Genomic DNA, 18564 nt, shown 5'->3' with positions numbered 1-18564 from the left:
GGCCACCTTTTGGCCCCGCCCCTTTATTATACACGATGATTGGCTTTTCCGAAGTGTTTTTCTTTTTTTATTGGAGGGATTGTCAGGAAATGATTTCGCTTCCTTGGAAAATTTTAAAATTTCATCCTAGAACTATGATCATTCTCGTGGCAAAATAGAAAGTAGCATCACATGATACAAACCAGGCAAACAATTTGGAAGCGCTTACGGTTGTAGTCGGTTTGTCAAAGAGGGGAGCGTTGCCATGCGTAAGGTATTAATCGCAAACCGTGGTGAGATTGCCAGACGAATTATCCGTACATGCAAGGCAAGAGGAGTGGCTACGGTTGCTGTCTATTCGGATGCGGACAAGAATCTGCCGTTTGTTCGTGAAGCAGATGAGTCAGTCCATATTGGTCCACCGCCTGTGCCACACAGCTACCTGAACGTAGAGGCCATTCTTGCAGCAGCAAAAAGCACCGGTGCCGATGCTATTCATCCAGGCTACGGTCTTTTGTCAGAAAACGAAGCTTTTGCCCGCCGCGTTCTGGAGGAAGGTCTTCTTTTCATTGGTCCAACCCCGGAGGTCATCGGTCAAATGGGTGACAAGCTGACTGCTCGTCATATGATGGAGGCTGCGGGAGTACCAGTCGTTCCAGGATGCGAACAGGCTATCGATTCACCAGATGAAGCAGCTGTCATCGCGATGTCCATCGGATATCCTGTAATGCTAAAGGCCAGTGCTGGCGGCGGAGGAATCGGGATGCACATTTGTCGAGACGAGGCTGAGCTGCGTCAAGCCTATCAATCGGCGAAAGGTCGTGCAAAAGCGTATTTTGGTAACGATGCGATGTACATGGAGAAGTACGTGGAACGTCCGCGCCACATCGAAGTGCAGGTCGTTGCCGATCAGCATGGAAACGTCATCCACTTATTAGAACGGGAATGCTCCATACAGCGCAGACATCAAAAGGTGCTCGAAGAAAGCCCATCGCCCTTTTTGGACACAGCAACGAGAGAGCTTCTGTGCGATGCAGCGGTTACAGCAGCGAAAGCAGTGGGCTACTCAGGTGTAGGAACGGTTGAATTTATCGTAGATGAACAGAAAAACTTTTACTTCTTGGAAATGAATACACGATTGCAAGTGGAGCATCCCGTGACGGAAGAAATGACGGGCATTGACCTCGTATCGCTCCAACTGGACATTGCCGATGGGCACCCGCTGTCGATCAAGCAAGAGGGCGTCAAGGCTCTGCGCCACGCGATTGAGCTGCGTGTCTATGCGGAAGACCCTGTCACCTTCCTGCCATCATCAGGGACGATTACGTTGTACCAGCCACCTGCATTTGAACATGTACGAATTGATGATGGGGTAGAGACAGGTACACAGGTGACTCCTTTTTACGACCCGATGATTGCAAAGGTCATTGTATCTGGGGCGACCAGACAAGAGGCTGTGCAACAGGCGCAGAAAGCTATGGATCATTTTCTGATTACTGGCATTAAAACGAACATTCCGTTTTTGCAAGTAGTATTACAGGACGAACAATTCCGAGCAGGTAACTATACGACATGGTTTGTTACTGAGCGCGGAGCTGCGTCAAACACGGAAAAACGCTAAACTAATAAAAATGATATGTAAGGGAGAGGGCCATCCATGAAACAAGTAGCAGCCAATATGGCAGGAACTGTTATTAATGTCCTGGTGCAGCCAGGTGACGAGATCAATGAAGGACAGGACGTTCTTGTACTGGAATCGATGAAAATGGAAGTTCCTGTACAGGCTCAAGCCTCAGGCAAGGTTGTGGAAGTAAAAGCGAATATTGGCGATTTTGTCAACGATGGCGATATCATTGTCGTTTTGGAATAGGATTAGAATACTTCTAAACTGAGCGACCGCTAGGCGAGGAGGTGGCTTGTAGTGCGTGTGCAAATCGTGGAGGTCGGTCCTCGTGACGGGCTGCAAAATGAGAGCGGGATTGTTCCAGCGGCAGCAAAAATCGCGCTGATTCATAAGCTGATGGAAGCAGGCTTGAAGCGGATCGAGGCAAGTTCGTTTGTGAATCCGAAATGGATACCGCAATTGGCGGATGCAGATGAGGTCTTGCAGGGAATCAATCGCAGCCAAGAGGTAACGCTTAGCGCATTGGTTCCAAATATTCGCGGGCTGGAGCGAGCGCGCCAATGTGGACTGACAGAGATTGCCCTGTTCATGTCTGCCTCTGAAACGCATAATCAAAAAAACATCAATAAACGGATAGAAGACACGTATCCGATCCTGCGGGAGGTTGCCCAGGAAGCGCAGGCTCTCGGGATGAAAGTTCGCGGATATATCTCAACGGTGTTCGGTTGTCCGTACGAGGGAAACGTTCCGCTGGACAATAGCCGCAGGGTGACAGAGGCTCTTTTGGAAATGGGAGTGTACGAGATTTCTCTCGGGGATACGATCGGGGTTGCAACACCGAAGCAGGTTCATGAGGTTTTTGGAGAACTTGTGAAAGATGTTACGAACGAGCGCTTAGCCGCCCATTTTCACGATACGAGAGGAACTGGATTGGCGAACGTAGCAGCAGCGTTAGATGAAGGAATCCGGATCTTTGACAGCTCAATTGGCGGCCTCGGTGGATGCCCGTATGCCCCAGGAGCTGCAGGCAACATTTCGACTGAAGATTTGGTTTACATGCTGCATGGAATGGACTATGAAACGGGCGTCGATCTCGAGAAGTTGATTGAAGCTGGTGCGTATATTGGGCAGCAGTTGGACAAAGAGCTCCCCTCAAAAGTGCTGCGGGCATCGCTCGCAAGCAAACCAGCTGGATGATCTGTATGGTTCCACACATTCGCAAAGAGGGGATAGAATATGACGGTTTCCCTGCAAAGAGAGGGCGCAATCGGCGTACTAACGCTGCAACGGCCAGAAGTTTTTAACTGCCTCAATCTTGAAACACTCGTGACATTGCGCGGCTTAATCAGTGAAATCAGCCATGATCGTGACATCCGAACGGTCATTGTGACAGGGGCTGGCGACAAGGCATTTTGCTCTGGTGCGGATTTAAGAGAGCGGCGCTCCATGTCACCACAACAGGTCGATGTATATATTCAAACGATTCGAGATACCTTCACAGAGCTGGAAAAGCTACCGAAACCAGTCATCGCGGCAATTAACGGGCTGGCGCTGGGGGGCGGGACAGAATTGGCTTTGGCGTGCGATTTGCGGATCATGAGTGAGCATGCCCAGATGGGTTTAACGGAGACATCGCTCGGGATCATCCCGGGTGCTGGCGGAACACAGCGTTTGCCCCGGCTAGTTGGAAAAGGCGTCGCCAAGGAACTGATTTTTACGGCAAGGCGTGTATTTCCAGAGGAGGCACTGTCTATTGGGTTAATCAATCGGATTGTTCCCGCTGATCAACTCGTGGCGACAGCGATTGCTTTGGCCGAGCAAATTTCAGCGAATGCTCCACTTGCCCTAGCCCAAGCCAAGTTTGCCATCGATTGTGGAGTGGAAGTCGAGCTAGCTAGCGGACTTCAGATTGAGAGCAATGCGTACAAGCTGCTCGTCCCGACGAAAGACCGCCTAGAAGGACTCGCAGCCTTTCAGGAAAAACGAAAACCGATATACCGCGGAGAGTGACGAGGGGGATTACGCTGATGACCAAACATTTGGAAGACACATTGCACGAAAAAATCGCCCAAGTAGTGCAAGGGGGCGATGCCAAGTATCATGACAAGCTCAAGGAGCAAAACAAGCTGTTCGTTCGCGATCGCCTCAAGCTATTGTTCGATGATGAGTTCATCGTCGAGGATGGGCTGTTCGCAAATGTCATGGCAGGCGATCTGCCGGCGGATGGAGTTGTCACCGCAATTGGCAAGGTGAACGGGCAAACTGTCTGCGTGATGGCGAATGATTCGACAGTGAAAGCCGGGTCTTGGGGATCGCGGACCGTCGAAAAAATTATTCGCATTCAAGAGACAGCTGAAAAAATGCGCGTTCCTCTTCTTTATCTCGTCGATTCAGCAGGAGCGCGCATCACTGACCAATTGGAGATGTTCCCAGGCCGACGGGGTGCTGGGCGAATCTTTTACAACCAAGTGAAGCTTTCCGGCAAAATTCCACAAGTGTGCATTTTGTTTGGACCTTCTGCTGCTGGTGGCGCTTATATCCCAGCTTTTTGTGACATTGTCATCATGGTCGACAAAAACGCGAGCATGTACTTGGGCTCTCCGCGCATGGCGGAAATGGTGATTGGAGAAAAAGTGAGCTTGGAAGAGTTGGGTGGCGCACGCATGCATTGCTCCGTCAGCGGATGCGGTGACGTACTGGCTGCTAATGAAGAAGAAGCGATTCAAGCAGCGCGCAGCTATCTTCGTTTCTTCCCGGCGAACTATACGTTGACGCCGCCGACTGCACTGGCGAAAGCCCCTGTGTCTACTGCGAAGGAAATCACGAGCATCGTGCCGGAGAACCAAAATGCAGCTTTCAATATGCATGATGTCATTACAGCATTGGTCGACGAGGATTCGTTCTTTGAAATTAAAAAATTATTTGCCCAAGAGCTGATTACCGGATTGGCACGTCTGGATGGCAAGCCGGTCGGTATCATTGCCAACCAGCCGCGTGTGAAAGGAGGAGTCCTGTTTGTCGATTCGGCTGACAAGGCGGCTCGATTCATCACGTTGTGCGATGCGTTTTCGATCCCACTCCTGTTCTTGGCGGATGTTCCTGGCTTTATGATCGGGACAGCAGTAGAGCGGGCCGGCATTATCAGACACGGGGCAAAAATGATCTCCGCCATGGCGGAAGCCACGGTACCGAAAATATCCGTCATTGTACGCAAGGCGTATGGTGCCGGCTTGTATGCAATGGCCAGCTCTGCATTTGAGCCAGATGCTTGCCTCGCACTGCCTGGTGCCCAAATCGCCGTAATGGGTCCAGAAGCGGCGGTCAATGCCGTCTACAGTAACAAAATTCAAGCGATTGAGGACCCGGCAGAGCGTCAAGCGTTTATCCAAGAAAAGCGCAGAGAGTATCAGGAAGACATCGATCTGTACTTACTGGCGTCCAACTTGATTGTAGATGCTGTTGTGCCTCCAAGCGAACTGAGACGAGAATTAATCCAGCGCTACGAGGTTTACAAGGAAAAGCGTCACGTTTTTTCGGACAGAAAGCATGCAGTTTATCCCGTATAAATCAGGGTTCAGGCTGTCGTCAAAAGGCGATGGCCTGATTTTTTTTACAGAAAATGTGTGGTAACCTAGGAATATTTCGATAATTTCGATCTTTTTTTGTGTCAATCAATTGAACAATCCCGAAAACTCTGTTATTCTTGAAAAATAAGCATTGATTAATGTGGGTGAACAAATGCTGCTAGAACCAAGGACGTGTCAGGTGGTAGTCATAGGTGGAGGGTCTGTCGGGCTGCTGTATGCAGCAAGGCTCGCACTCGCTGGACAACCTGTTACGATTGTTACACGCAGTTCACTCCAGGCGAATCAGCTAAATGAACGCGGGCTCAGCTTTCAAAAGCTTAATGGCGAGACAGTCACTGTTCCCGTTACCGCCAGCCCCATTGAAGAAGGCTTGCCTGAAGGGAATCTGTATTTGTTAACTGTAAAGCAGCCAGATTTGCATAGCTTGCTTCCAGCCTTACAAGGGGTAACCCTTGAGGCAAGAGTGATTGCTTTGCAAAATGGCATGGGTCATTACGAATTGCTTCGAACCGTTTTAACGGAGACACAGTGCTTCTTTGCGATTAATACGGAAGGAGCAAGGAGATTGTCGCCTACAGAAGTCGTGCATACCGGTACTGGTACATTGCGCGTAGGTTCTTGGGAGACTTCTGATTGCAATGATCCGCTGATTCGGACATTTGTCGAGTGGGCAATATCAACAGGTATGGAGGCTGTCTATGAAAAGGCAATACAGCCCTTTGCTTGGCGCAAGCTCATCGCAAATGCGCTGATCAATCCGTTAACCGCGCTTTTTGAAATCCCAAATGGTGCTCTCCTCGAAAATTCACATACGCAACAGCTCATGCGTGCTTTATTTGTGGAAGCAGCTGCAGTGGCTGCGTATGCCGGACAAAAAATCGAGGATGCAGACTTGCAGGAAATTGTCTCCATTTGCCGAAATACTTCCCGTAATCTTTCCTCCATGCTGCAGGATATAAAGAAGCGCAGACCGACGGAAGTGCAGTCTATCAACGGCTATCTTGTCCAAGTAGGAAAAGAGGCCGGGATTCTGACTCCGCTGCACGAAACCTTGCTTCGCGTTATCCTTCTGAAGTCAGACATGGGAATACGGAAGGAGGGAGGCGACAGTAGATGACCATTTTGGCGAATGTCTGGGCCTATTTGTGGGGGACGCTGACGGTTGTGCCGTTTCTCGGGTTTCCGATCGTTTATTTCATCTTGTATGGGACGACGCGGAACAAGAAACTGGCAGGCCGCTTCGCGATAAATATCACGAATCTTTTGGTGATTCGTTCTGCTGTTTCCGCTTACGAACTGATCTGGCCCGAGGCTTTTTCCGCTTGGTGGTGGGTATTCTGCTTTTACCTGGTGGTAACCGTGCTCCTGGGGTGCGTACAGATGAAGTGGAAGGGGCGGCTCTCCCTCAAAAAGGTAGGATTTTCGGCCTGGCGTTTGTCGTTTCTCTGGTTTGGAATCGTCTACATAGTGCTGTTTACGACCGGAATTATCAAAACGATGGGTGTCGTGTAAAGCACTGTTGATACATATCGTATTTATTCCGATAAGAAAGAAGGTTGGAACTATGCGACTTCCCATCGAGACCATCGGTCATAAGATTCGAATGATTCGGAAAGAACGCGGCTTTACCTTGGAAATTATGGCTGGCAAGACAGGGTTAAGCAAAGGTTTGCTGAGCCAAGTAGAGCGTGGAATTTCGCAGCCGTCGCTAGATTCGCTGTGGAAAATCACCAAAGCTCTGGAGTCACCCATCATTCATTTTTTCGAAGATATTGATCAAAAGCAGGTGCATGTGACTCGCTTGCAAAAACGCAGACAACTGGTCTTTCCTGAATCGACGGGCACTTATTCGCTGCTTTCGATGGGAGGTAGTGCCAAGCTGGGGATGCTGGAAGTGCGACTGATGCCTGGAGAAATGGCTGTCGACAAGTTCGTACAGTCAGAGGGAGAAGAATGTTTTACGGTCATTACCGGCAGTGTGACAGCGCGCTTCAACGATGAAGAGCATGTATTGGAAGCAGGAGACAGTATTTCATTTGACAGCAGCAAAACACACGCAATCGAAAATACAGGGGAAACGGAAGCTTTGTTAATCTGGTCCGTCACCCCTCCACAATTTTAATGCAAGCGCGAACAAGCCTGTATTACACTTTGACAACCCATTAAAGTGGGTTGTCTTGTTTTTTGTGGCTGTGGAGCATGTTATAATTTTGGTTGACCATGGCCCTAAGAAAGGTGAGCTAGCATGAATGTTGAATGTCTCGCGCTTCCATTGGCGAATCCGCTGGCACAGGAGTACCAGCAGCAAAATGCCTCTGCATTACAGTTTTTTGCGCATAATCCCTACCGTGAACAGTCCTACCGAGAACGCGTGGAATGGCTTCAAAGTCAATCCTATCCTCACCGGAACCAGCTCGTGGAAGGTTTATATCGTTTTAATAAAGAGATGGGTACTCACCCTGAAGCACTGAAAAATATCGAGTTGCTCAAACAGCCAGACACATATGTGGTCATTGGCGGTCAGCAAGCAGGGATTCTGGGTGGACCACTCTATACGGTCAACAAAGCTGTTCATCTGATCCAGGCAGCGAAAAGGCTGTCTGCCGAGCTACAGGCGAACGTCATTCCGGTGTTCTGGATTGCTGGCGAAGACCATGACATCGATGAGATCGATCATGTGTACTGGGGAGCGGACGATGGGAAGCGCCTGCACAAAGAGCGACTGGCTCTGAACAAAAAGGGTCGCCAATCGGCAAGTACCCTACCCTTGGACCCTGAACTGTGTACGCAGTTCCTGGATAAGTTTTTCCAGGGACAGACAGAGACTGCCGAAACCAAACAGATTCGTGAGTTGCTGACGCAAACCGCGGCTGATTCGCGTACAGTCGCAGAGTGGTTTGCCCGCTTGATGGCAAAACTGTTTGGCAAGCACGGTCTTGTTCTGGTTGAATCCTCGTTGCCGTTTGTTCGTGATCTGCAGCAACCAATTTTTTCACAGATCATTGAGAACAATGAGCAATTGACGAAGGTATTGCTACGGGCAGCGGATCGGATTTCAACGGCTGGCTATCCGCTTCAATTGCAAGTGGAAGAGCATCAAGCCAATCTGTTCGTCTATGAGGGCGATAATCGATTGCTGTTAGAACGTCATGGGGAGCGCTTTATCAATCGGAGACGTTCTTACAGTCGCGATGAATTGCTCAAGCAGGTTGCAGATTCCCCAGAACGTTTTAGCACAAATGTTGTTACTCGTGGGTTGATGCAGGAGCATCTGTTTCCTACGCTTGCCTTCATTGGAGGTCCGGGAGAGATTGCTTATTGGGCGTTTTATCGGGAGGTATTCGAGCTTTTCGGGATGCAGATGCCGATCGTATTGCCTCGTATGTCCATTACCCTTGTGGAGGGTGCTCAACTGAGACTGCTGGATAGCCTGGGGCTGTCTGTTGAACGAGTCTTGACTGATTTCACCGCTTGGAAAACCGAGTGGTCCAAAAACCAGGCGCCACATCCGCTGGAGCAGCAATTCACATCTGCACGGGAGTCGATCATGTCGATCTATCGTCCGCTGATAGAGGAGGTCGTTTCTCTGGATGCCGGATTGCGTGGTCTGGCTGAGAAAAATAGTAAGCTGCTGTTAGAGCAAGTATCCTTTTTAGAAGAGCGTCTGATTCGTTCGCTACAGCAAAAAGATGACGTGGAGCATGTGCGCGTCCAACGAATTGAGACCGCATTGGTGCCCGAAGGTGGGCTGCAAGAAAGAAAGCATTCGTTTTTCCCATTTGCAAATAAGTATGGTCTTGGCTTGATTGACCGATTAGTAGATGCGCCATTCGCGCATGATGGTACTCATCAACTTTATTACCTGTAAAATGCAGTGCAAAATAGTCGGATCGTCCTAGAAGTGGACCCGGCTATTTTTTTGTTGTTTAAGCTGATGGAAAACTTTTCTTCAAATTATGCCGAAACTTTTCCGACAAATTCTGCGTATTAGTAGTAATGGATTGTTTTTGGGGAAAGGTGGTACTCGGGATGCAGATTACATTACAACAAATCGGGAAAAAAGCCACTCTACTAGTTGTTAGCTTGTCGGTTTTATTGACGGGCATCGCAACCGCAGGATTGAAGACGGCCGAAGCACGGGAAGAATACGTGGCCAATTCACCTGCATTTATCGACACCAATGGACATTGGGCAGCAAAAGAAATAGGGATTGCTACCAAAAAGGGATTGATTAAAGGCTTTCCCGACGGGACCTTTAAGCCAGAACAAACAGTGACGCAAGAACAGTTTTTATCCCTGATTGAACGCGTCATTCCTTCCTTTACAGGTCATGAGCCTGACAGCTTTATCAAAGAGACCTATTTGCAGGCTGCTGCGGGACGTTGGTCGGAAAAAACCTATCACCATTTGGTTTCAGCGGGTATCATGCCATCCGGGAAACCGAAGGATAGCATGACGCGGTTGGAAGCGGCAAGAACCTTGCTGGCAGCCATCGGGCATCAATCAGAAGGGGAAAAATATCGGGGAACGACTGCGAAATTTTTCACGGATCTTACGGTCGAAAATGAAACACAAGTGATGACGGTCTACCCTGCCTACAAAATGGGGATTTTGGCTGGCTTTCCAGATGGAAGCTTTCGTCCTGATGACAAAATCAACAGAGCACAGGCAGTCGTCCTGTTAAATCGTTTGGAAACAAAAATCGACGAGTTGTACCCTGGCAATGTAACAGAGAGCGAGAAAAAGGCAATGACACAAGCCGTCTCGTCATTTGTAGGTGACGTAATGGATAAGCAAAAGATTCGTCGCTTTGATGATTTGGTTGCGTATGTAAAGAAAAACAATCTGCCTGTCAGCGAATCGTTTTTACGCGAGCATTTTTCGTTTATGCAATATGAAGTGTATGATTATGTCCGGTTTCCGCAGTTTAATGAGCTGATGTACTTTGCAAAAATCGGCATGAATAAATACAGAATGACGGTTCAGTATTACGCAGGGGAATTGGGCGGAAGCGTCGATCGCACGTTTTACCTTTCCTCGAGCGATGGCAAAACGTTTCGACTGATTGGAAAAGATGAATAAGAAAAAAGGCTGGGAAATGACTCCCAGCCTTTTTTGTGTCAGGCATGACGTTTTTGCCAGATAAAAAGGACGAATGCAATTACGAGGGGATAGAGAGCGGACCACCCCAAAAAAGGATAGAGTCCTACTGTACATAAGAGAGAAGTCCAGGAAGCGATTCGGCCTACGCGACTATTGCGCAAGAGTCGGACCCCAGCTAGACACCCGCCGATGTAAGTCGCAAAAAAGGTTGCATTGGGTAGCTCGATGAGTCTGGACAAGTCGATCACATCAAAATAGAGTACGCCGAGAACGACGACAAAACAAAGAGAGAGAAACAATAGTCCGCCGGTTGGTGTCCGGTATTTGGCGTGGAGGATGCCAAACCAGCGAGGAGCGATCTTTTCTTGCGCCAACGAATAGGCGATACGTGAAGCAGCACCAATGTAAGCGTTGGCTGTTGCGATACAAATGAACAAGGCGGTTACGGCTACAATCCATCCGCCGATCGGACCCAGGGAGAGTTGAACCATGAAACTGAGAGAGGCAGCGGAGATACCGACCCCGTAGCTATGCGTAGCCACGGTCATAAAGGCCACGGCAAAATACAAGAGAGCAACGATTGCCGCACTCCACAAAACACCGCGAATCGCGTTTTTCGCAGGATCAACGAATTCCTCTGAGAGATGCGTCACGGCTTCCCACCCAATGAAGCACCAGAACATCAGACCTGCTGCTTGCATGACACTCAACCAACCGTTTGGCATAAAAGGAGTAAAGTGAGTAACAGATGCATGCGGGATGCTTGCGACAACGGCCAAAATCAAAATCGTCATAATCAGCGAGACAACAATCGTTTGGACACGTGCAGCTACATGCAAGCCTACAACATTCATCATAAGGATAGCGAGAAGAAGCAGAGCAGCAGCCGCATAAACTTGCGACTCACTCCAGTTCAGCAGGATCGCAATGTAGTTGGCCCCTGTAACACTCAGAATCGGTGCGCCAATCGGGACGGACAGGAGAAAGAACCAGCCTACCATGTTTCCGAATCGATCTCCGTACGCTGTCCGTACAAATGTAGAGACTCCGCCTGAGCTCGGATAACGAGCAGATAACAGCCCCATCGTAATGGCCATGGGCAGGACGAGAATAGACATGACGAGCCAAGCTAAAATGGAAGCAGGACCAGCCTTTTGCGCTGCGAGTCCGGGGATGAGCAGTACGCCGGAACCGATCACAGCCCCGATGTATAAGGCGACGATCTGCGGAAGTCTCAGTGTTTTGGCTAGACCGGGGGCTTGCGTGGATGATTTCCCCATAGGTAGATCCCTCACTTTTTTTACGTACCTTGTCGTTGGTAACTGAAGTGTAGCATAGACTTAATCATCGGAGTTATCTATAATATTAGATAATTCTAATCGATTTTTTCGATGAAATGAGGGGGAAATCTGGATACTCGTTATTTGCAAACATTCCGTGAAGTAGCAAAATGCCAGAGCTTTACTCGTGCAGCAGAAATTTTAGGCTACGCGCAGTCGAGTGTGACGACCCAAATTCAAAATCTGGAATCGGAGTTCGGTGTCAGCCTATTCGAGCGTTGGGGCAAAAAAATCAGGCTTACCCATGCAGGTGAAGTGCTTCTCGGCTACAGCGAACAGCTGCAAGCCGTATTAGATGAAGCAAAAGCGAATTTGTCAGAGCAGGCACATCTGGCGGGAACGTTGAGTATCGGAACAGTAGAGTCATTGGCAGCCTTTTATTTACCCCCTTATTTGCAAAAATTTCGCTTAGAGCAGCCGCGTATGCGGATCATGCTTGCACCGGGCATCTGCCAAGACTTGAGACAGGGGGTAAAGGAAGGGAAGTTCGATTTCGCCTTTGTGCTCGATTGGCTCCAAGATCAATCAGAGCTGACAAATGTCGTTTTAGGTGAGGAAAAACTAGTTGTTGTTGCTGCACCTACCCATCCGCTGGTGAAAAAAGCGAAGGTAGAAACTCACGATTTTAGCGGGGAAACCTGGATTTTTACAGAAAAGGGATGCAGTTACCGAGGGATGATGGAATCGGTGTTGCGTGAAGCAGGAGCCACCGTGGAATCTTCTTTTGAATTTGGTAGTCTGGAAGCGATAAAACAATGTGTTGCCTATGATTTAGGAATTGCGTTACTTCCGAAAATTGTCGTACAAGATGAAGTGAAAAATGGTACACTTATGATACTCTCGTTTTCCCATCCGGATATCCGTGTTTTCCGACAGTTGGTCTACCATAAAAAGAAATGGATGCCTCAGGCTTTGTTACGCTTTTTGGAGCTGCTTACGGTAGAAACCGCAGAGCGTAAATTGCCGATAATAGGAAAATAATTGGAAAAACTGATGATGGTTTAACTTGCGTATGATATGATAGACAAGGTTGCTTTATGAGATAAAAGGAGGTCCATCCGTACATGAACACAGTATCTGAAAGCATCGTAAAGGATATGTCGTTGGCGCACAACGGCCATCTGAAAATTGATTGGGTAAAAGAACACATGCCTGTCCTGAACCGCATTCGCGAGCGCTTTGAAAAAGAGCAGCCGTTTGCAGGACTGAAAGTTGCGATCTCCTTGCACTTGGAAGCAAAAACGGCTTATCTGGCTAAAGTAGTTCAAGCTGGTGGCGCTGAAGTAACCATTACTGGTTCCAACCCGTTGTCCACGCAAGATGACATCTGCGCAGCATTGGTGGAAGACGGTATTCGCGTATTTGCGAAATACAATCCAGATCCTGCTGAATACAAAGAGCATCTGATCAAAACACTGGAAACTCGTCCTGACCTGATCATTGACGACGGTGGCGACCTGATCACTATTTTGCACAGCGAGCGCCGTGATCTGTTGTCTCAAGTACGTGGTGGTGCAGAAGAAACGACAACAGGTATTCTGCGTCTGAAAGCGTTGGAAAAAGAAGGCAAGCTGGAGTTCCCGATGGTTGCCGTAAACGATGCATTCTGCAAATACTTGTTCGACAACCGCTATGGTACGGGTCAATCCGTATGGGATGGTATCAACCGTACAACGAACCTCGTAGTAGCTGGTAAAACTGTTGTGGTAGCTGGCTATGGCTGGTGCGGTAAAGGTGTAGCGATGCGTGCAAAAGGTTTGGGCGCAAAAGTAATCGTAACCGAAATCGACCCAATCAAAGCGGTAGAAGCTTACATGGATGGATTTGAAGTAATGCCAATGCTCGAAGCTGCGAAGCATGGTGACTACTTCGTAACAGTGACAGGTAACCGCGATATCATCAGCAAAGAGCATTTTGCTGTGATGAAAGATGGCGCAATCTTGTCCAACGCGGGTCACTTCGATGTCGAAGTAAACAAGGTCGATCTGAATGCAATGTCGACTTCTTCCCGCATTGTACGTAAAGATATTGAAGAATTTGTCTTGGCTGATGGTCGAAAAGTGTATCTGCTCGCAGAAGGCCGCCTCGTGAACCTCGCTGCTGGCGACGGACATCCGGCTGAAATCATGGATATGACTTTTGCTCTGCAAGCGGTATCCTTGGCTTATGTCAATGAACAGTACAAAAACATTGGCAAAAAAGTGCTGAACGTACCATTCGAGTTGGATCAAATGGTGGCTCAGTACAAGTTGGAAGCTCTGAACATCGGAATCGACAAATTGACAAACGAGCAAAAATCCTACCTGGAAAGCTGGGTCGAATAGTCCCTCGAATCCCGTCTTTTCCCGGCAAAAAAATATGCGAAAAAATCCTGCATACAAACGCAGGATTTTTTTTTATAATAACAAATAGGTACTAGGTGGGGAAAAGTGGGGGAAAGTGGAGCCAACCGACAGGAAAGTGGGGGACCAGGGCGTGTTCATGGGGGAATATCAGCACAGCATCGACGAAAAAGGCCGCCTAACGATCCCAGCCAAATTCCGTGAAGGGCTAGGCACTTCCTTTGTTATTACCCGCGGGCTGGACCAATGTTTGTTTGCTTATCCGCAAGATGAGTGGAAACAACTAGAGGAAAGACTCAAGTCTCTCCCATTTACAAAAGCAGATGCTCGTGCATTTACACGATTTTTCTTTTCAGGTGCCACCGAATGCGAGTGGGACAAGCAGGGAAGGGTAAACATACCACCCAATTTACGTGAGCATGCAGGCATGCAAAAAGAATGTGTGATCATTGGGGTGTCAAACCGTGTAGAGGTATGGAGCAAGGAACGCTGGGAAGATTATTTTGCTCAGTCAGAAGGCTCTTTTGGAGAAATTGCCGAAAAACTGGTTGATTTTAATTTGTAGCAGCGAGAAGAACAGGAGTGACGACATTGTCGTTTCATCACGTAACCGTTTTGATGGATGAGGCTGTCGAAGGGCTAAATATTCGTCCCGGAGGCATTTATGTAGACTGTACACTTGGCGGAGCTGGGCATAGCAGTTTGATTGCTTCCAAGCTGACGGAGGGCGGTCGCCTTATCGCCATCGATCAGGACGACTGGGCACTGGATAATGCCCGCGAAAGACTCGCTTCCTATATGGATAGAGTCACGCTGGTAAAGAGTAACTTCCGTCATATCAAAGACATTGTGAGAGATTTAGGGTTGGCTGGTGTAGACGGGATATTGTTTGACCTCGGGGTATCCTCTCCGCAATTGGACGAGGGAGAGCGCGGCTTCAGCTACAACGCCGATGCGCCCTTGGATATGAGAATGGACCAACAAGCGCCATTGTCCGCCTATGACATCATCAATGAGTGGGATGAAGAAGAGATTGCCAAGATCATTTGGCTGTACGGAGAAGAGAAATTTTCCCGGAGAATTGCCCGGCAAATCGTTCAACAACGGAAGAAGCAGCCGATCCAAACAACAGGAGAACTCGTTGAGTTGATTAAGGAAGGAATTCCTGCCGCTGCGCGCCGTACCGGACCCCATCCGGCGAAGCGTACCTTTCAGGCAATTCGGATCGCAGTCAATGATGAACTGGATGCATTCAAAGAGGCCGTCGTCGATGCTATTGAGGTTTTGAATCCAGAAGGTCGCGTAAGTGTCATCACGTTTCATTCGTTAGAGGACAGAATCTGCAAGCAAATTTATCAAGACTTTTCAAAAGGGTGCACGTGCCCGCCAGCTTTTCCGATTTGCACATGCGGAAATAAAGCGGTTGTAAAAGTCATTACAAAGAAGCCGATTTTGCCATCAGAAGAAGAATTGGAAGCAAACAAGCGTGCACGATCAGCTAAACTACGGGTAGCGCAGAAGCTGTAGGCCGGGATCGACGAGAAAGGGGAGGGAGAAGCGATGAGTTATTACTACCGAGGAAATCTAGCTATGGAGTTGGAACAACAATCCCGCTCTGTAACGAAAACAACAAAGCGCACGGTTCGAATCAAGCCAACGATTCCGACCGGAGAAAAATTGCTGTATCTCTTATTTATCTCGTTAACCGTCGTCGGCTTGGGTCTAGTGGGTGTCCGCTACTCGCAAATTTCCCAGTTGAATTACGAAATCCAAAGCACCAAACATGAAAACCGTGTGACGACAGAAAAAAATGCAACGCTGAAATTGCAAATTGAGCAAATGACCAACCGGGATCGCCTGCAAAAAGAAGCAGAGAAGCAGGGGATGGTATACGATCCAGCAGCTGTACATACGATTGGGAAGCCAGAAGTACAGGCGAGTTCTCTGCCACAAACACAAACCAAAAAACCTTAAATGTTACTGCTCTTACGTGCGGTAACATTTTTTCTTAGCTGGGCCAGAGTCTGCTCCTGACTCGGCTAGGTTGCGTTCGTCTCCCCCAGCAGCCTTTGTTGGGGGGCGGGCGATCTTAGATGCGACGGAGTTGAATGGAGATGGAATGGAAGCGAAAAGTAAATTGGCGAATTCTCGTGGTAGCCTTATGCCTGATCTTGATCTTTTCGACGTTGAGCTTTCGAATTTATTGGATCCAAACAGCAAACTCCGCCACAATCATGCAGACTGCACAGAAGCAGTGGGATAGGGCGCATGTCTTGAAGCCGAAGCGTGGAGCGATCTATGATCGAAACGGAGAGATTTTGGCGTATGATGGTAAGGCATACACGGTAAATGCAAGGCTGAAGCCACTGGATGCGAGAGACGAAGATGTGGTGAAAGACCCTTACTACACAGCGAATATGCTGGCTCCTATTTTGAATGCGCCTGTTCAAGAATTGGTAAAGAATTTGACCAAGCCGAACAAAGTGGTGGAATTGGGACGCTACGGGCTAAAGATCAGTGAAGAGCAAAGGAACCGAATTCTGAATTTGCAATATCCGACACTGCCAAGTGGTGAGAAGCTCAAAAAGAATCAGCTCCCAGGCATCTATTTGACTGAAACGACCCGCCGGGTTTATCCGAATAACGCCTTCGCTTCCCATGTGATCGGTTATCTTGATTTGTATGATGAACCGAAAATGGGGATCGAGCTGCAATTGAACGAAGAATTGGCTGGCAAAAAGGGACATATTGCCTACCAAAAGGATCGCGCAGGCTACCAGCTGCCAGACGGAGAAGGGGAGTACATTCCGGCAAAGGATGGTTTAGATGTTTACCTGACAATTGACCGGCAAATCCAGAATTATGTAGAGCAAGCGCTTGACAAGGTGGAACAGCAGTACAAGCCGCAGGGCATGACGGTTATTGTGGCCGACCCACAAACGGGTGAGGTATTGGCGATGGGCAACCGCTCGCAGTTTAATCCGAATACGTACTACAACGGGATTGATAACTACAATAACCATGCTGTTACCACAATGTTTGAGCCGGGCTCTACGTTTAAGATTATTACGCTTGCGGCAGCGATTGAAGAAAAAATGTTTAATCAGAATGAAACCTATCAATCAGGTGCATATACCATCAAGGGGCAGATTCCGATCCGTGACCACAACAATGGTGCCGGTTGGGGAACCATCAGTTTTTTGGAAGGGGTTCAGCGATCCAGTAACGTATTGTTTGCTAAGTTAGGGTATGAACGGTTGAAGCTGGAAGGTCTGAAGAAATACTTCAAAAAATTCGGGATGGGTGTAAAAACCGGAATTGAGCTTCCCTACGAGAAAGAAGGAAATTTGATCAACCTGGAAAAACCTCGGTCACCACGTGACTGGGCTGCAACAACATATGGACAAGCAGCGACGGTTACGGCGATCCAGCAGGTTGCGGCTGTGGGGGCGATCGCGAATGGAGGAGAGCTTCTAAAACCTCATATTTTAAAAGAAATGCGTGATCCTCACACGGGAGCAGTCGTCAATCGCACGCAACGTGAGGTTGTGGAGCGGGTTGTAAGTGAAGCGACTGCGAAACAGACCCGCGATATTTTAGGTAAGGTTGTCTCAGAGAAGCCCGGGACCGGTACGCTATATCAGATCGAAGGGTACCAAGTAGCGGGTAAAACGGGAACTGCACAAAAATATGATCCCAACACAGGGAAAATCATGGATGGCCGCTACGTGGGTTCCTTCATCGGTTTTGCGCCAAAAGACAATCCGAAGCTGTTGGTTTATGTCGTCATTGACGATCCGCAAACAAATGCATGGTATGCAATGTGGGGCCAAATGATGCTTGCTCCCATGTTTACAACCATCATGGAACGCAGCTTGCAATATTTGCAGCAACAGCCTGATCTGTCGGTAGTCAAGAATAAACCGAATGAAAAGCCGAAGCCGAAAAAAGAAGCGCAGGCAGCGCTGGCATCCTCACCAGCTACACCGAAGACATTGCCAAAGTTTGAAGGCATGTCCACGACAGCCGCACAAATGCGGGCGAAGCAGGACAATTTGACGGTCACGGTAGCCGGAACAGGTACGAAAATCGTCAAACAGTACCCGGAAGCCTATGATCAGGTCGTTCCAGGTGAACAGATCATCCTTGTAACTGACAGGGTAAAAGGAACGAAGATGCCTGATTTCAAAGGAAAATCATTGCGGGACGTCATGGAGTTCAGCTCTTTGATCAATCTCGAAATGAAATCGACTGGAACTGGCTTCGTCACTCAACAAAGTATTCCTCCGGGAACCGTGCTCCAGGGTACAGAGCTGCTTCAGGTGACGCTGCAATCCGTGTCGGAACCACCTGTACCGACAACACCTCTTCCAGGTCAGGAGGGCAGCACAGTGCCTGCTACAACGACGCCAAACAATCCAGGGACGAATACTACTACTAACCCAACAGGTGGAAATAACCCGGCTCCGCCATCTTCCGGTCAGCAAACTGGGCAAGGTGGGGCAACACAGCCGCCAGCATCTGGACAGGCACCTCCTCCTGATAAACAAGAAGACCATTCAACGCAAACACCGACAACTCCATAGTTC

The 18564-nt window shown here is 48.6% G+C and carries 17 protein-coding genes; 16 read left to right on the top strand and 1 reads right to left on the bottom strand.

Annotated features, from left to right (window positions below; all coding sequences use genetic code 11):
• Positions 1 to 244: 244 nt before the first annotated feature.
• From ACKKE8_RS20570 to ACKKE8_RS20525, 10 genes are all read left to right on the top strand, one after another.
• Entirely contained in the window at positions 245 to 1600 is a 1356-nt protein-coding gene (locus ACKKE8_RS20570) for an acetyl/propionyl/methylcrotonyl-CoA carboxylase subunit alpha (RefSeq protein WP_409174675.1), read from the top strand.
• A gap of 36 nt (positions 1601 to 1636) precedes the next feature.
• Positions 1637 to 1849 carry a biotin/lipoyl-containing protein gene (locus ACKKE8_RS20565; protein ID WP_015892116.1) on the top strand — a complete coding sequence of 71 codons (213 nt, stop codon included), beginning with the start codon at positions 1637 to 1639 and terminating at the stop codon, positions 1847 to 1849.
• Positions 1850 to 1900: 51 nt separating this feature from the next.
• Entirely contained in the window at positions 1901 to 2800 is a 900-nt protein-coding gene (locus ACKKE8_RS20560) for a hydroxymethylglutaryl-CoA lyase (RefSeq protein WP_409174674.1), read from the top strand.
• 39 nt (positions 2801 to 2839) lie between these two features.
• Positions 2840 to 3613, top strand: coding sequence for an enoyl-CoA hydratase-related protein (locus ACKKE8_RS20555; RefSeq protein WP_409174673.1), 774 nt, complete (start codon positions 2840 to 2842; stop codon positions 3611 to 3613).
• Between the two features lie 17 nt (positions 3614 to 3630).
• On the top strand, positions 3631 to 5169 hold the full coding sequence (locus ACKKE8_RS20550) for an acyl-CoA carboxylase subunit beta (RefSeq protein WP_409174672.1): 1539 nt from the start codon (positions 3631 to 3633) through the stop codon (positions 5167 to 5169).
• 172 nt (positions 5170 to 5341) lie between these two features.
• Positions 5342 to 6307, top strand: coding sequence for a ketopantoate reductase family protein (locus ACKKE8_RS20545; RefSeq protein WP_409174671.1), 966 nt, complete (start codon positions 5342 to 5344; stop codon positions 6305 to 6307).
• Positions 6304 to 6702 carry a DUF3397 domain-containing protein gene (locus tag ACKKE8_RS20540; protein WP_409174670.1) on the top strand — a complete coding sequence of 133 codons (399 nt, stop codon included), beginning with the start codon at positions 6304 to 6306 and terminating at the stop codon, positions 6700 to 6702. The genes ACKKE8_RS20545 and ACKKE8_RS20540 overlap by 4 nt, the downstream gene beginning before the upstream one ends.
• Positions 6703 to 6754: 52 nt before the next feature.
• Complete coding sequence (locus ACKKE8_RS20535) at positions 6755 to 7312, top strand: cupin domain-containing protein (RefSeq protein ID WP_106653218.1); 558 nt, start codon at positions 6755 to 6757, stop codon at positions 7310 to 7312.
• A gap of 123 nt (positions 7313 to 7435) precedes the next feature.
• Positions 7436 to 9058 (top strand): bacillithiol biosynthesis cysteine-adding enzyme BshC, encoded by a 1623-nt coding sequence (gene bshC, locus ACKKE8_RS20530; protein WP_409174669.1) that lies wholly within the window; start codon positions 7436 to 7438, stop codon positions 9056 to 9058.
• A 161-nt stretch (positions 9059 to 9219) separates the two neighbouring features.
• Complete coding sequence (locus ACKKE8_RS20525) at positions 9220 to 10272, top strand: S-layer homology domain-containing protein (protein WP_409174668.1); 1053 nt, start codon at positions 9220 to 9222, stop codon at positions 10270 to 10272.
• A gap of 38 nt (positions 10273 to 10310) precedes the next feature.
• Here ACKKE8_RS20525 and ACKKE8_RS20520 read toward each other — a convergent pair whose 3' ends face one another.
• On the bottom strand, positions 10311 to 11573 hold the full coding sequence (locus tag ACKKE8_RS20520; protein ID WP_409174667.1) for an APC family permease: 1263 nt from the start codon (positions 11571 to 11573) through the stop codon (positions 10311 to 10313).
• 144 nt (positions 11574 to 11717) lie between these two features.
• On the opposite strand from ACKKE8_RS20520, the gene ACKKE8_RS20515 reads away from it, so the two are divergent.
• The 6 genes from ACKKE8_RS20515 to ACKKE8_RS20490 all read left to right on the top strand — a co-directional run bounded on the left by ACKKE8_RS20515 (position 11718) and on the right by ACKKE8_RS20490 (position 18561).
• A complete protein-coding gene (locus ACKKE8_RS20515) occupies positions 11718 to 12614 on the top strand; it encodes a LysR family transcriptional regulator (protein ID WP_409174666.1) in 897 nt (298 codons plus the stop codon).
• Positions 12615 to 12697: 83 nt separating this feature from the next.
• Entirely contained in the window at positions 12698 to 13957 is a 1260-nt protein-coding gene (locus ACKKE8_RS20510) for an adenosylhomocysteinase (protein WP_409174665.1), read from the top strand.
• Between the two features lie 151 nt (positions 13958 to 14108).
• Entirely contained in the window at positions 14109 to 14540 is a 432-nt protein-coding gene (gene mraZ, locus ACKKE8_RS20505; protein ID WP_007717680.1) for a division/cell wall cluster transcriptional repressor MraZ, read from the top strand.
• A 17-nt stretch (positions 14541 to 14557) separates the two neighbouring features.
• Positions 14558 to 15502 (top strand): 16S rRNA (cytosine(1402)-N(4))-methyltransferase RsmH, encoded by a 945-nt coding sequence (gene rsmH / locus ACKKE8_RS20500; protein WP_409174664.1) that lies wholly within the window; start codon positions 14558 to 14560, stop codon positions 15500 to 15502.
• A gap of 33 nt (positions 15503 to 15535) precedes the next feature.
• Positions 15536 to 15949: a cell division protein FtsL gene (locus ACKKE8_RS20495; RefSeq protein WP_409174663.1), complete on the top strand. Its 414-nt coding sequence runs from the start codon at positions 15536 to 15538 to the stop codon at positions 15947 to 15949.
• Positions 15950 to 16089: 140 nt separating this feature from the next.
• Positions 16090 to 18561, top strand: coding sequence for a penicillin-binding protein (locus tag ACKKE8_RS20490; protein ID WP_409174662.1), 2472 nt, complete (start codon positions 16090 to 16092; stop codon positions 18559 to 18561).
• The last annotated feature ends 3 nt before the right edge of the window (positions 18562 to 18564 follow it).

The organism is Brevibacillus fortis (assembly GCF_046196545.1).
Classification (GTDB): Bacteria; Bacillota; Bacilli; order Brevibacillales; family Brevibacillaceae; genus Brevibacillus; species Brevibacillus fortis_A.
The sequence above is the reverse complement of the archived record's forward strand: the minus strand, read 5'-3'. Positions and strand labels throughout refer to the sequence as shown.

Excerpts from the sequence above, each read along its gene's own strand:
- ACKKE8_RS20570 (WP_409174675.1), top strand. The coding sequence starts at position 245 with ATGCGTAAGGTATTAATCGCAAACCGTGGTGAGATTGCCAGACGAATT.
- ACKKE8_RS20565 (WP_015892116.1), top strand. The coding sequence starts at position 1,637 with ATGAAACAAGTAGCAGCCAATATGGCAGGAACTGTTATTAATGTCCTG.
- ACKKE8_RS20555 (WP_409174673.1), top strand. The coding sequence starts at position 2,840 with ATGACGGTTTCCCTGCAAAGAGAGGGCGCAATCGGCGTACTAACGCTG.
- ACKKE8_RS20550 (WP_409174672.1), top strand. The coding sequence starts at position 3,631 with ATGACCAAACATTTGGAAGACACATTGCACGAAAAAATCGCCCAAGTA.
- ACKKE8_RS20545 (WP_409174671.1), top strand. The coding sequence starts at position 5,342 with ATGCTGCTAGAACCAAGGACGTGTCAGGTGGTAGTCATAGGTGGAGGG.
- ACKKE8_RS20540 (WP_409174670.1), top strand. The coding sequence starts at position 6,304 with ATGACCATTTTGGCGAATGTCTGGGCCTATTTGTGGGGGACGCTGACG.
- ACKKE8_RS20535 (WP_106653218.1), top strand. The coding sequence starts at position 6,755 with ATGCGACTTCCCATCGAGACCATCGGTCATAAGATTCGAATGATTCGG.
- bshC (WP_409174669.1), top strand. The coding sequence starts at position 7,436 with ATGAATGTTGAATGTCTCGCGCTTCCATTGGCGAATCCGCTGGCACAG.
- ACKKE8_RS20525 (WP_409174668.1), top strand. The coding sequence starts at position 9,220 with ATGCAGATTACATTACAACAAATCGGGAAAAAAGCCACTCTACTAGTT.
- ACKKE8_RS20520 (WP_409174667.1), bottom strand. The coding sequence starts at position 11,573 with ATGGGGAAATCATCCACGCAAGCCCCCGGTCTAGCCAAAACACTGAGA.
- ACKKE8_RS20510 (WP_409174665.1), top strand. The coding sequence starts at position 12,698 with ATGAACACAGTATCTGAAAGCATCGTAAAGGATATGTCGTTGGCGCAC.
- ACKKE8_RS20495 (WP_409174663.1), top strand. The coding sequence starts at position 15,536 with ATGAGTTATTACTACCGAGGAAATCTAGCTATGGAGTTGGAACAACAA.
- ACKKE8_RS20490 (WP_409174662.1), top strand. The coding sequence starts at position 16,090 with ATGGAATGGAAGCGAAAAGTAAATTGGCGAATTCTCGTGGTAGCCTTA.